Source organism: Massilia solisilvae (assembly GCF_024753215.1).
Taxonomy (GTDB): domain Bacteria; phylum Pseudomonadota; class Gammaproteobacteria; order Burkholderiales; family Burkholderiaceae_D; genus Telluria; species Telluria solisilvae.
This window is the reverse complement of the sequence record NZ_JANUGV010000003.1, coordinates 296,019-308,196: the sequence shown is the minus strand read 5'-3', so window position 1 is coordinate 308,196 and position 12,178 is coordinate 296,019. Positions and strand designations below refer to the sequence as shown.

Sequence of the window (12,178 nt, the reverse complement as noted above, 5' to 3'; positions counted from 1 at the left end):
TTATTCCTTCTTGCTTGTGGCGGCGCTGGCCAGCATCGGCACGTTCTGGACCGTGACCGGGACACCGGGCTTCACGCGCTGCAAACCGTTGACGATGATCGTCTCGCCCGGCTTCAGGCCATGGCGAACCACACGCAGGCCGTCGACAATGGGCCCGAGCGTCACTTCGCGGTATTGCGCCTTGCCCTGCGGGCCGACCACGAATACAAACTTGTGGCTCTGGTCGGTGCCGACGGCACGGTCGGTAATGAGCAATTCCTCGCGTTGGTCGCCGCGGATCTGCACACGCGCGAACAAGCCGGGGGCCATGTCGCGATCTTTGTTGGCGAACACGGCGCGCATGCGCACGCTGCCGGTGCGGGTGTCGAGCTGGTTGTCGACGAATTCCAGCTTGCCCTCGTGCGGGAAGCCGTCCTCGTTGGCCAGGCCCGCGCGCACCACCACAGGCTTGCCGCCGTGTGCGCGCTCGGCCAGGCGCAGGTAGGTGCTCTCGTCGCCGTCGAAACCGGCGTAGATGCGGTCCTGCGACACCAGCGAGGTCAACACGGTCGTCGAGTCGACCAGGTTGCCCAAGGTGATTTCGGCCTTGGACACACGCCCGGTAATCGGCGAGATCACGCGGGTATAGGACAAGTTCAGTTTTGCCGCCTCGGCCTGCGCCCTTGCGGAACGTGCGCTGGCGTCCAGCTCCTTCCAGGCGGCCGCGCGCTCGTCATATTCGCGTTGAGAGATCGCCTGGTCGGCCACCAATTTTTCGGCGCGGTTCAGTTCAAGGCGTGCCAGTTCTGCCTTGGCACGCGCGGCGTCAAAGACCGCGGTGGCGCGGTCGGCCTCGGCCTGGAACGGACGGCGATCGATCTCGAACAAAACGTCGCCGTTCTTCACTTCGCTGCCGGGCTTGAAGTTCACGGCAGTGATGTAGCCGCTGACGCGTGGACGGATCGCGACGACGTCGATTGCCTCGAGGCGACCGGAAAATTCCTGCGTTTCGGCGATAGTCTTCTCGACCACTACCGACGCCGAGACTGGCGGCGCTCCCGCTACGGCAGGCGCGGCCTTCCCGGTGGCATCGCTGCACCCGGCCAGCGCCGCCGCTGCCAGGGCAGCCCCTCCCAATGCAAGGGCCAGCGGCCGGGCCCGCGTCATGATGGGATATCGACTTTTCATTCTTGTTCCTTCGATGTTGTGAATAGCAAGACAAGGCGGGCCAGCGCCATTTGCCGAAAGACACGAACAACACGGTGCCCACCGTGCCGCACAGGCACGTTGTCAAAACGACGGACGATTGATTCAAACAGGGCCGGCAAGACCGGCGGCAGCGGACGGACGACGGGTCGAACTTCAGGATCGCAGGCCTGTTGCCGTAGTGTTCCGGCCCATGGCGTGACTCTTTCATCAGGTATCAGAGGCTCCACTTTAGGCCGCCTCACGAGCGATTTCGAGACTGGTTCTTCTCAATAAAATGCCCAAAAGGATCAAGAGCCTTGGGCCGCTGGCGACGGCCACGGACCCGGCACCTGTTCACCGATCGGTTTGCGTTCGTTCAGCCGATCCTGACGCCGCACATCCCGGCCATGACCGCGGCCGCGACCATCGCGCCGAACACGACGGCGGCGCCCCAAAGCCGGTCGGCAGTGCGTTGGGCCGTGCCGTGGGCGATCAGCACGACCCGCAGGCCCGACGCCATGTGGCTCAGTACAAAGAACACGCCGAGCGCATAGTGCGGCAGCAGCCTGATGTTCCAGGCGTCATGGATGAGCCCGGCCGGAGCACCGATCGCGAAATCCCAGCCGGTCGGTATGCCGAGAAAGCTGCGCGCGTAGATAAAGACCGAGTTCATGTGTCCGAGCACAAACAGCGACAGGTAGGTGCCGGAGGCAACCTGATATGTCCGGTGAAAGGCCTGCGGTCCGGCGCTCCAGCGCCATGCGAGATGCAGGCCGGATCCGACCTGGAACAGCATGGCAGCCACCAACAGCGGTTCCCCCAGGCCTGAACGGTAGACGAGGCGCCCGATCTTCATCACGGCCGCATGGGCATCTTCGCCAGCAAGCCCGAACAGGTGGTTGGCGACATGGAACAACACGTACAGGCTCAGGATCGCGGCAGTCAACCCATGTACGACGCGCAGGCGCCGCACCGAAGGTACAGCCGCAACGACGCGATTCGGCGCGAGCTGCGACCAGATCGCGATGGTGATCCAGATCAGGCACCATACGGCTTCGTCGGGAATGGGACTGTTGACCAGGGCCTGGACGACGCCGAGGAAGACGTAGAGCGTCGGCGCGGTCATGCTGGCATACGCCAGCCGCCTCGCTCCCGCACTCGCGCTCAAGCGCAGGGCGAATGCGAGCCCGAGCAACGGCACGGCGACCGCGACGGCCAGGGCAAGCACCGCGACGAGGATCGCAAGGGACGAAGGCGCTACGTCCGGCGTGGCTACGGCGGTATGGAACCCCTTGAGAAGGAAGGGATAACAAAGAGCCGCCGCGGCCGGGGCCAGCGACCGGTAGTCGAAGCGTTTCTCAAGAAGGGGACCGCTGTTGCCTGCAAATAGGGTTTCGTTCTTCATTGTTTCCTCCGGCCCCGCCGCCCGCTCATTGCGCAGGGTTGGCGCGGCCACCGATGGCCTGATCAAATTTCTTTCCGCGAGCGCTGCAACCACGCCTCGAGATCGAGGTGGCCCAGACGCGCCTGGCCCAATGGCACAAGTGACTTTTCCTTGAGGCGCCCGCCGAAATATCGGGCTTCGTGATCCGTCACGACCTTGCGCGTGTCACCGACGGCCCTCAAATAGCGGGCAACGATGTCCTCGAACGGCGCCCGCTCCGGGCCGGCAATTTCGACGACCCCGTTTCGCGGACTGCCGAGGGCCAGTTCGGCAACGATGGCAGCGACGTCGGCGGCGGCGATCGGCTGCAGCAGGCTGGGTGCAAGCCGGACCAGGCCTGCCGCCGTGCTCGCATCGGCGATGGTGCCGAGGAATTCCAGGAACTGGGTCGAGCGGATGATCGTATAAGGAATACCGGACGCCTCGATCAGGTCTTCCTGCGCGACTTTGGCGTGGAAATAGTCCTGTTCAGGCACCCGGTCGACCCCGACGATCGATAGCATCACATGGTGCCGGACGCCCGCTGCGACCTCTTGCGCGAACAGGTTCCTGCCGGAGATCTCGAAGAATCCCAATACCGCCTCGCGATCATAGGAAGGCGGATTGGAAAGGTCGATCACCACCTGTGCGCCGGCCATGGCTTCTTTGAGCCCCACTCCCGTGATGGTGTCGACACCACGCCTGGGCGACGCCGCAACCACCTCGTGGCCGCCCTGGCGCAGAATGGCAACGGTTTTGGCGCCGGTCAGGCCGGTGCCTCCGATCACGACTATCTTCATTGTTCAGTCTCCCGACGGGCTCCTTTATCGCCCGGTCACGTGCCTCTACCTTAGGCCCTCCTCGAACCAATTTCGAGACTGCATTGGCTCAATAAAATGCCCAGGAAGATCAAGACGTCCGATGCCATCGATCGCCCACGCGTGGCAGGGCTCGAGCGTCCGCTTGCGATTGAGATTCAGGTGCAGATATCGCCGGGCGCGGCATCAATTGCCGGGGCGAAGGATCAGCTGGCCCAGGCCACAGTGCCAGCCCGCGCACCCAGCCGCCCGGCAAAAGCGTGTACTACTCGCCTGCGCGCGCCTGCCGACGCCACTGACCCGGTGTCATACCCATCTTGTCGGTGAACACGCGCCGGAAGGCTGCCACGGATTGATATCCAACCGACTCGGCCACGGACTCGGTTGTCATTGCCGGCTTCTTCAACTCGTTGGCGGCCCGGCTCATCCGGATATCGGTCAGCAGTTCGATGGCCGAGCGTCCAAGCTTGTCCTGAAAGTGGCGCACGAAGGTGGCGCGTGACATGCTGCACAAGTCGGCCAGATCAGGCAGGCTCCAGGATCGCGCCGGGTCGGCGAACATCGCCGCAATGGCCGGAGCCAGGCGTGGGTGGCCGGAAAGCGCGAGCAAGCCTGCCGGGGCCTGGTCGGACTCACTGGCCGCGCGCAGTACCAGCGTGAACAGCACCGACGTCAGGGCGTTGAGGATTGCGTTACCGCCCAATTTGTCACCGGCGGACTCGGTGCGCATCAGCCCCACGAGATTGGCCAGGCGGTTCGAGGCAGGCCCGCTATCCTCTTCACCATGGCCGTCCATGGCTCGCACCACGAGATTCGTCGGAAGATAATTGCGGATCAGCCGATGATGTGGCGAGCCGATGAAAAATCGCCCGCACAACATGTCCAGATGCTCCCCCTGGCCATCATTCTCGCTTAGCCTCCATCCTGCCAACGCCTGGCGCACGTGGGCTGGCGCCGGCGCGCGTCCGCTGCCATCGTGCAGCACGTGGGCAGCCCCGTGGGGCAACAGGACGATGTCGCCACCCACCAGCTCGGTGGCGGTCTTTGTCTCCGGATCCTCGATGACGGCCCGGCCGTTAAGGACGACATGGTAAGGAATCTCGTGCGCCGCCGCCTGCGGCCAGGACACACGCCATGGCGCCCCGTAGGCGCAGCGGACTTCCAGCCGGCCAGTGACGGTGATCAGTTGCAGGAAATGGCTCAGCCAGTCGACTTGTTGCATAGGACTTCCGGAACTTGAAATGCTCAAGCATCTTATTGGGCTTACATACCAGTTCTATGGAAAGCATCGCCCAAGATGCTGCTTATTTGAGTGGCTTGGTCAGCTCTTTGTCGTCGCTGTCAACGACGAATACCGCCAACAGCTTTGCAGGCCGGGTCTTGCTCGCGTTCCGGCTTACCGCATGGGTCGCGCCGGGCGGTTCGGACCAGCTCTGGCCCGCGCGGTACACGTGCACCTCACCATCGTTTACCTTTGACTCGACCGCGCCCGATACCACGTAGGCGTAAATGAAGGCAGACTTCGCGTGCATGTGAGGCGGCGAGCCAGCGCCCGGCGGATAAACGACTTCTACGGCGACCAGTGATTTGCCCGGCAGATTGGGAATTGTTTGTTCAAAATTCGGTTTTACGTTGGCACCGGGCCCATGCGCTGACGCGGAAGCGCTAGCGAAGATCGCAACCGTTGCGCAAGCTGCAGTCAGAATCGGACGTATGATCATGTGGTTCTCCCCTTCTTGAGCTTTACATTTTCCATGACCGATGGTGCGAATAAAAGGACCAAGATTCCCCATTTTTGTGTGTACCAAGATATGGATTCGGGCCTGCAGATTCAGCTCGACTGGAGAGCGCAGCTGCCCTTATCTGAGCAAATTCGTGCGCGCATTTACATGGGCATAGCGTCCGGGCTGCTGCTACCTGGCACCGATTGCCTTCGTGGCAGGCTCTGGCCGCGCAGCTCGGCGTGGCGCGCGTCACAGCTCACGCGGCGTACGAACGATGATCCGACTGTGTTCCGGGACATCACATGCGGCCTGCTGGCTCCCGCTTGGGAAGTACCCAGTCGGCGCGAGGGAAGTGGCAGGTGTACCCCTCGGGCCACTTCTCAAGATAATCCTGGTGCTCCGGTTCGGCTTCCCAGAAGTCTCCGACAGGTTGGACCTCGGTGACGACTTTGCCCGGCCAAAAGCCCGACGCGTTCACGTCCGCGATCGTCTCCTCCGCCACCTGTTTCTGCTCCTCGCTCGTATAGAAAATCGCCGAGCGGTAGCTTGCGCCCAGGTCGTTGCCCTGGCGATTCAACGTCGTGGGATCGTGGATTTGGAAGAAGTACTCAAGGATCCGCCGGTAACTCGTCTGCGTCGTATCGAAGACGATCTCGATCCCTTCCGCATGAGTGCCATGGTTGCGATAGGTCGCGTTCGGCGTGTCGCCACCGGTGTAGCCGACGCGAGTCGAAACCACACCCGGGAGCTTGCGGATCAAGTCCTGCATCCCCCAGAAACATCCCCCGGCAAGTACAGCGCGCTGATACATGTTAAACCCCTCCTACCTGGTCGAGATATTGGCCGTAACCCTCGCGCTCCATGTCGTCCCGGTGGACGAACCGGAGCGACGCCGTATGGATACAGTAGCGCAGGCCACCGCGTCCTCAGGGACGAACGCGGATGATCGTCTTCCCTTTTCCCGGTTCGGTGAGCGCCGCGACGGCCTGGTCGAGGTTCGCCACGGTGCCGATGTTCGTCCGCAGCCTTCCGTCCCGCACCCGCTGGACGATCTCGCTGAGCTGCGCCCGGTCGGCCTCGACAACGAAGTCAATCGCGCGGCCGTCAGCGGGGCGCGCCTCAGGCGGCCCGACGACGGACACAAGTGTTCCTCCGCCGCGAATCAGGCGCGCTGACCGCTTCCCGATGTCGCCGCCAATGACGTCGAACACCAGGTCGACGCTGCCGACGTCTTCCAGCGCTTCACTGTCGAGATCGACGAACTCGTGCGCACCGAAGTCGAGCGCCTTCTGGCGGTCGGCGGCACGTCCGGTGCCGATGACGTGTGCGCCGGCCAGTCGGGCCAGTTGCGTCACCATCGAGCCCACCGCGCCGGCCGCACCGTGCGCAATCAAGCTTTGTCCCGCCCGAAGGCGGCCGTGATCGAACAGTCCCTGCCACGCGGTGAGGCCCGAGATGGGCAGGCTCGCTCCCACGGTGAAGTCCACGTCGCCGGGCAAGGGCGCGAGGTCGCGTGCCTCGATCGCCACGTACTCGGCCAGTGAACCGTCGCGATACCAGTCCGCGAGGCCGAACACCCGTTGTCCTAACGTAAGGCCCGTCGTGCCGTAGCCGATGGCCGTGACCACGCCAGCGAGCTCGTGGCCGGGGATCGTGGGTGTCCGGTCGCCACCGCGGCGATCCGTCCAGGTGGATGGCCATGCCAATTCAGTCCCGACGAATCCCGACGCATGGATCTGAACGATCACATCGTTTATCGCTGCCTGCGGCTCCGGCCGCTCCACCAGCTTCATCCCGGCCATTCCCGCGGCCTGGTCGATTACTACGATCGCCTTCATCATTTTCCTCCCGGTTGCGAGTCCGCGCAGGCACCCGCTTCGAATTGCGGAGCAATTGGCTGACCGATGGAACATTCCGTTCAGTCACGTGCCAGCGCAAGCTTTAGACCGATCGCCGTTCACGGCTATCCGCTGTGGGCTTCTCCCGACGAACGGTTGGCACCATGCTAGCTTCTTTGCGTACTCTGAAGTCTCGAAATGGTTCTGATTAGTCCAGAACTCACATTGGAACAATGCTTCTTGGGAAGAGGTATACCCCGCGGTTGTGTGGCGAGCATCTCCTTCAATGCCCGCCACTTCAGGGACGTTTGTGGTTACCGCGTCGGCAGGCGCGTCCGCGTCTCGCTTACACGACGCTCAGTTCGACTGGATCGTGATTGCGCCTTCTCCCACGACCGTCCCTTGCCGATCGGTGTCGGGTGCGCGGCTATTCAGTTGATTGTCGTAGTCGACAACCTCGGCCTGCGAACCCGGCGCGTAATGCCAAATACGGACCCGCACCCAATCTTTCCCACTTCCGGAAGTTGTGTCACGCACGCGGTTCAGCATGAAATAGTAGCCGTCCGTCCCATTCACGTTGCCCCGGCCGCGGAACTGCACGCTGTCGCCTTGCATCGACTGCGCGTCGATTTGCTGGCTGCGGAAATTGATGCCGGCAGCCGTGAACTCGACGTTGGCCTGCGCGGCGCTGAGGGCGCTGCCGGTGTTCGATAAGACGGCGAAGGTGGCGATGCCGGCGTGCGTTCGGGCCATCCTGGACGCTCCCGGCGGCGACATGAACCATCCTTCTCCGGCGACGTAAGTGCCGGTACCGACGACGGTAATTTTCTTTTGCACGGTCGTGCTCACACCGCTGCTGTCCGTGACCGTGAGCGTGACGGTATAGATGCCGGGCGCCGCGAAGGCATGCTGGGCGCTCGCGTAACCGCCCCCGTCCTTCTCGCTGATGGTGCCCACATCCTTGCTCCCGTCGCCCCAGGACCAGCTGGCCTTGAGCGTATACGCGACGGAGCCAGCGGCCGGTGCTGGAAGCTTCGAACGCATGGCTGTCGATGGAGCCGACGACCTGGTTGATGCGCACGCCTACCTGTGGACGCGACGCGGGGGGCTGCTCGCTCGGGCCCAGCTGGATGACTGTGTAGGTGGTTCCTGCCCGGGCCGCCTCGGGGGCGGTCAAAGGCAAGCCCTGCCGAGGCCGGACGCTTATGTTTTCTCGGAGTGTAGGAGCTGACAACGGGACCTTCATCCCGATTGCCGACTTGTTCTATTCAAGCTTCTATGCCGGCGGAACACACATTCGCGCTTGTGAGCCGCCGGCTTTTGGCATAACATGTGAACGTATATTCAAACGTTGAGCATGACTACCCACACCGATCCCGCCGACTGGGTAGACCAGCTCGCCGACCTGTTCCACCTGCTGGGCGACAAGACGCGCCTGCGCATCGTCATCGCCTGCCTGGCGCGGCCGATCTCGGTCGGCGACATCGCGGCCGAGCTCGACCTGTCCAGTTCCCTGGTCAGCCACCACCTGCGCCTGCTGCGGGCCGCGCGCATCGTCAAGGCCGAACGCCAGGGCAAGCAAGTCTTCTACGCCGCCGCCGATGCCCACATCAGCGGCCTTTTGGCCGACATGGCCGACCACATCGCCGAACCGGCCGCACTGCACGAAGCATGAGTCAACATCACCACCATCACGACCACGACGATCACGACCACGATCACGGCCACCACCACGAGCATGGACACGGGCATCACCACCATCACCCGGCGCCGGGCGACAACACGCGCGCGTTCGCACTGTCGGTCACGCTCAACGCCCTGTTCGTGGTGGTCGAATTCGTCTATGGCTTCATCGCCAACTCGACCGCGCTGATGGCCGATGCCGGCCACAATTTGTCGGACGTGCTGGGCCTGTTGCTGGCGTGGGGCGCCGCGCTGCTGGCCAAGTCCAAGCCGGACGGGCGCTACACCTACGGCCTGCGCAGCTCGTCGATCCTGGCGGCGCTTGCCAATGCGCTGCTGCTGATGGTCGCCTGCGGCGCGATCGCGTGGGAGGCGGTGCTGCGCTTTGCGCACCCTCCCGCCGTGGCCGGGCTCACCGTGTCGGTGGTGGCGGGCATCGGCGTGCTGGTGAACGGCTTTTCGGCCTGGCTGTTCATGGCGGGCCGCAAGGACGACCTGAACGTGCGCGGCGCCTACCTGCACATGGCGGCGGACGCGGCGATCTCGCTGGCCGTGGTGGTGTCAGGCCTGGTGGTCATTTGGACCGGCTGGACCTGGCTCGACCCGGCGGCCAGCCTGGTCATCGTGCTCGTGATCGTGATCGGCACCTGGGCGTTGCTGCGCGAATCGACCCAGCTGGTGCTGGCGGCGGTGCCGGCCAACATCGACGCGCTCAAGGTGCAGCGCTTCCTGGAGCAGCGCCCGGGCGTGCTGGAGGTGCACGACCTGCACATCTGGGCGATGAGCACCACCGAGGCAGCGCTGACGGCGCACCTGGTGATGCCGGGAGGCTATCCGGGCGACGCGGCGATCGACGAGATTGTCGAGCAGCTAAAGCATGATTTCAGGATCGACCACACCACGCTGCAGGTGGAGGAAGGGACCACCGATCACGGATGTGCGTTGCATGGGGCGAGGCATTGAGGCGAGCGCCACGGCGTGCATGGCGGCACCCCTACTGACACCACGCACCACAGCACGTCATCCCGGCGCATCCTCGGCGGCCCGGCCGGGGTCCATAGAACAGTCGCGTTGCCGCGCACTCGGCATGGGTCCCGGCTTGCGCCGGGACGACGATGCACAGAGGTGTGACCCGGTCAGCCAGCCAGGTTGGCGTACAGCGGCGTGCTGAGGTAGCGCTCGCCGAACGACGGGATGATCGTCACGATCACCTTGCCCGCGTTCTCGGGCCGGCGTGCGACCTGGATCGCTGCCCACAGTGCCGCGCCGGACGAGATGCCGACCAGCAGCCCCTCTTCCCGCGCCGCGGCGCGCGCGGTCTCGAAGGCGTCGTCGTTCTTGACCGTGATGACTTCGTCGTAAGCCTGGGTGTTGAGCACGGCCGGCACGAAACCGGCGCCAATGCCCTGGATCGGGTGCGGGCCCTTGGTGCCCTTGGACAGCATCGGCGACGCTTCCGGCTCCACCGCAATGGCCTGAAAGCCGGGCTTTCTCGCCTTGAGCACTTCGGCCACGCCGGTGATCGTGCCGCCGGTGCCCACGCCGGCTACCAGGATATCGACCTTGCCGTCGGTATCGCGCCAGATTTCCTCGGCCGTCGTGCGGCGGTGCACTTCGGGGTTGGCCGGGTTGTTGAACTGTTGCGGCATGAAGCAGCGCGGGTCCGCGGCCACGATTTCTTCGGCACGCTTGATCGCGCCCAGCATGCCTTCCGAGCCGGGGGTGAGCACCAGCTCGGCGCCGTAGGCGCGCAGCAGCATGCGCCGCTCGTTGCTCATGGTTTCGGGCATCACCAGCTTGCAGCGGTAGCCGCGCGAAGCGCACACCATGGCCAGCGCAATGCCGGTGTTGCCGCTGGTGGGCTCGACGATGATGGTGTCGGGACCGATCTTGCCGGCTTGCTCCGCCGCCTCGATCATCGCCAGGCCAATGCGGTCCTTGACGCTGTGCGCCGGGTTGTAGAACTCCAGCTTGGCCAGCACGTCGGCCACGCCGTCCCGCGCCAGGCGCCGGATGCGTACGAGCGGCGTGTTGCCGATCAGTTCAGTGACGTCGTTTGCGATTCTCATGCCGGCCCCTTGTCGTTGATGTAATGGTTATTGCTTCACGTCCAGCAGTTCGACGTCGAAGATCAGGTCGGCGTCGGGCGGGATCACGCCGCCGCCGGCGCCGCGCTTGCCGTACGCCAGCTCGCTGGGAATGATCAGGGTGCGCTTGCCGCCCACCTTCATGCCGGCCACGCCCTGCTCCCAGCCCTTGATGACCTGGCCGGCGCCGAGGTTGAAGTCGAGCGGCGAACGGCCCGGTTCGAGCGAGGAGTCGAACTTCTTGCCGTGCTGGTTGCGCGCCAGCGGCTTGAACAGCCAGCCGGTGTAGTTCACCGTCACTTTGCTGCCGATGACCGCTTCCTTGCCCTTGCCGACCACGTGGTCGATGATTTCCACCTTGGGCCCCTGCGGCTGGGCCGGGGCGGCGGCAGGCTGGCTGGCCTGCGGCCCTGCGGCGGCGGATGCTGCCTGGCTGCCCTCCTGGGCAGTCGCGGTGGCCGCTGCCAGCAGCAGGGCGAGGAAAACGGATCGACGTATCATGTTGGCTCTTTCATTGAAAAGATTTCAAACCGAAATCTTATGATAGCAAGGCCGCTTGCTGTTGGACAGTTGCCACGCCGGCGGCCGCGTTGGCCGCATCGGCCAGCTTGCGCAGCACATGCCCGGCCGCGACCATGCCGAAGGTTGCGGTAACCACCATACTGGAACCGAAGCCGGCGCAATTGAGGCCGGTCACGCTGCCCGCGTCCACCGCGCAGGCGTCGCCGCTGTCGGGATAGCGCAGCGGCTCCATCGAGAACACGGCGTCGATGTGGTACTTGCTCTTCTCGCCCTTGGCAAAGCCGTAGCGCGCGCGCAGGATCTTGCGCACTTTCTTGAGCAGCGGCTCCTGCTCGGTGCGGGCCAGGTCGCGGATCTCGACCTTGGTCGGGTCGAGCTGGCCGCCGGCGCCGCCCACCGTCACCAGCGGAATGCCGTGCTCGCTGCAATAGGCGATCAGCGCCGCCTTGGGCTTGACGCTGTCGATGGCGTCGATCACGTAGTCAAAACGGTCCACGCCGATCATGCTGTCCAGGTTGTCCGGGTCGATGAAGTCCTCGACCAGGTGCACCTCGCAGAATGGGTTGATCTCGGCGATGCGGCGCTTGAGCGCCTCGATCTTGGGCAGGCCCACGGTCGAGGACAGCGCCTGGATCTGGCGGTTGATGTTCGATTCGGCCACGTTGTCCAGGTCGATCAGGGTGAGCTGCCCGATGGCGCTCCTGGCCAGCGCCTCGACCACCCAGGAACCGACGCCGCCCACGCCGATCACACAAACGTGCGCCGCGCGAAAGCCTTCCAGCGCACGCTCGCCGTACAGGCGGGCAATGCCGCCAAAACGGCGCGCGAAATCGACCTCTTCGTCCAGCGATGCCACGAAGGATTGGGTGTTGATTGTGTTCATCCCTGAATTCTAGCGGACCTTGCCGTACAGACT

Annotated in this window: 13 protein-coding genes; 2 read left to right on the top strand and 11 right to left on the bottom strand. The window is 64.2% G+C overall.

All coding sequences use genetic code 11. The features are described from left to right. From NX773_RS14350 to NX773_RS14315, 8 genes are all read right to left on the bottom strand, one after another. Positions 1–1,167, bottom strand: coding sequence for an efflux RND transporter periplasmic adaptor subunit (locus NX773_RS14350; protein ID WP_258856998.1), 1,167 nt, complete (start codon positions 1,165–1,167; stop codon positions 1–3). A 376-nt stretch (positions 1,168–1,543) separates the two neighbouring features. Further along, complete coding sequence (locus NX773_RS14345; RefSeq protein WP_258856997.1) at positions 1,544–2,572, bottom strand: hypothetical protein; 1,029 nt, start codon at positions 2,570–2,572, stop codon at positions 1,544–1,546. Positions 2,573–2,634: 62 nt separating this feature from the next. Next, positions 2,635–3,390 carry an SDR family oxidoreductase gene (locus NX773_RS14340; RefSeq protein ID WP_258856996.1) on the bottom strand — a complete coding sequence of 252 codons (756 nt, stop codon included), beginning with the start codon at positions 3,388–3,390 and terminating at the stop codon, positions 2,635–2,637. Between the two features lie 283 nt (positions 3,391–3,673). Then, positions 3,674–4,630 carry an AraC family transcriptional regulator gene (locus NX773_RS14335; RefSeq protein ID WP_258856995.1) on the bottom strand — a complete coding sequence of 319 codons (957 nt, stop codon included), beginning with the start codon at positions 4,628–4,630 and terminating at the stop codon, positions 3,674–3,676. 82 nt (positions 4,631–4,712) lie between these two features. Then, positions 4,713–5,129, bottom strand: a complete 417-nt coding sequence (locus NX773_RS14330; protein WP_258856994.1) for a cupin domain-containing protein — start codon at positions 5,127–5,129, stop codon at positions 4,713–4,715. A 301-nt stretch (positions 5,130–5,430) separates the two neighbouring features. Next, the gene (gene msrA / locus NX773_RS14325) at positions 5,431–5,943 is read right to left on the bottom strand and encodes a peptide-methionine (S)-S-oxide reductase MsrA (RefSeq protein WP_258856993.1); all 513 of its coding nucleotides are present in this window, start codon (positions 5,941–5,943) and stop codon (positions 5,431–5,433) included. Between the two features lie 115 nt (positions 5,944–6,058). Then, positions 6,059–6,970 (bottom strand): NADP-dependent oxidoreductase, encoded by a 912-nt coding sequence (locus tag NX773_RS14320; RefSeq protein WP_258857129.1) that lies wholly within the window; start codon positions 6,968–6,970, stop codon positions 6,059–6,061. A 357-nt stretch (positions 6,971–7,327) separates the two neighbouring features. Next, positions 7,328–8,014: a PKD domain-containing protein gene (locus NX773_RS14315; RefSeq protein ID WP_258856992.1), complete on the bottom strand. Its 687-nt coding sequence runs from the start codon at positions 8,012–8,014 to the stop codon at positions 7,328–7,330. 313 nt (positions 8,015–8,327) lie between these two features. On the opposite strand from NX773_RS14315, the gene NX773_RS14310 reads away from it, so the two are divergent. Further along, positions 8,328–8,645: an ArsR/SmtB family transcription factor gene (locus tag NX773_RS14310; protein ID WP_258856991.1), complete on the top strand. Its 318-nt coding sequence runs from the start codon at positions 8,328–8,330 to the stop codon at positions 8,643–8,645. After that, complete coding sequence (locus NX773_RS14305) at positions 8,642–9,616, top strand: cation diffusion facilitator family transporter (protein WP_258856990.1); 975 nt, start codon at positions 8,642–8,644, stop codon at positions 9,614–9,616. Before NX773_RS14310 ends, NX773_RS14305 begins: the two co-directional genes overlap by 4 nt. Positions 9,617–9,789: 173 nt before the next feature. On the opposite strand, the gene cysK is transcribed toward NX773_RS14305, so the two are convergent. Genes cysK through tcdA form a run of 3 tightly spaced genes read right to left on the bottom strand, consistent with a single transcriptional unit; the run spans position 9,790 to position 12,145 of the window. Next, positions 9,790–10,722 (bottom strand): cysteine synthase A, encoded by a 933-nt coding sequence (gene cysK / locus NX773_RS14300; RefSeq protein ID WP_258856989.1) that lies wholly within the window; start codon positions 10,720–10,722, stop codon positions 9,790–9,792. A gap of 27 nt (positions 10,723–10,749) precedes the next feature. Then, entirely contained in the window at positions 10,750–11,241 is a 492-nt protein-coding gene (locus NX773_RS14295) for an FKBP-type peptidyl-prolyl cis-trans isomerase (RefSeq protein WP_258856988.1), read from the bottom strand. Between the two features lie 37 nt (positions 11,242–11,278). After that, complete coding sequence (gene tcdA / locus NX773_RS14290) at positions 11,279–12,145, bottom strand: tRNA cyclic N6-threonylcarbamoyladenosine(37) synthase TcdA (protein ID WP_258856987.1); 867 nt, start codon at positions 12,143–12,145, stop codon at positions 11,279–11,281. Positions 12,146–12,178 lie beyond the last annotated feature (33 nt).

Coding starts and splice junctions, on each gene's coding strand:
- NX773_RS14335 (WP_258856995.1), bottom strand. CDS start 4,630: ATGCAACAAGTCGACTGGCTGAGCCATTTCCTGCAACTGATCACCGTC.
- cysK (WP_258856989.1), bottom strand. CDS start 10,722: ATGAGAATCGCAAACGACGTCACTGAACTGATCGGCAACACGCCGCTC.
- msrA (WP_258856993.1), bottom strand. CDS start 5,943: ATGTATCAGCGCGCTGTACTTGCCGGGGGATGTTTCTGGGGGATGCAG.
- NX773_RS14315 (WP_258856992.1), bottom strand. CDS start 8,014: ATGCGTTCGAAGCTTCCAGCACCGGCCGCTGGCTCCGTCGCGTATACG.
- NX773_RS14305 (WP_258856990.1), top strand. CDS start 8,642: ATGAGTCAACATCACCACCATCACGACCACGACGATCACGACCACGAT.
- NX773_RS14295 (WP_258856988.1), bottom strand. CDS start 11,241: ATGATACGTCGATCCGTTTTCCTCGCCCTGCTGCTGGCAGCGGCCACC.
- NX773_RS14310 (WP_258856991.1), top strand. CDS start 8,328: ATGACTACCCACACCGATCCCGCCGACTGGGTAGACCAGCTCGCCGAC.
- NX773_RS14320 (WP_258857129.1), bottom strand. CDS start 6,970: ATGAAGGCGATCGTAGTAATCGACCAGGCCGCGGGAATGGCCGGGATG.
- tcdA (WP_258856987.1), bottom strand. CDS start 12,145: ATGAACACAATCAACACCCAATCCTTCGTGGCATCGCTGGACGAAGAG.
- NX773_RS14345 (WP_258856997.1), bottom strand. CDS start 2,572: ATGAAGAACGAAACCCTATTTGCAGGCAACAGCGGTCCCCTTCTTGAG.
- NX773_RS14350 (WP_258856998.1), bottom strand. CDS start 1,167: ATGAAAAGTCGATATCCCATCATGACGCGGGCCCGGCCGCTGGCCCTT.
- NX773_RS14330 (WP_258856994.1), bottom strand. CDS start 5,129: ATGATCATACGTCCGATTCTGACTGCAGCTTGCGCAACGGTTGCGATC.
- NX773_RS14340 (WP_258856996.1), bottom strand. CDS start 3,390: ATGAAGATAGTCGTGATCGGAGGCACCGGCCTGACCGGCGCCAAAACC.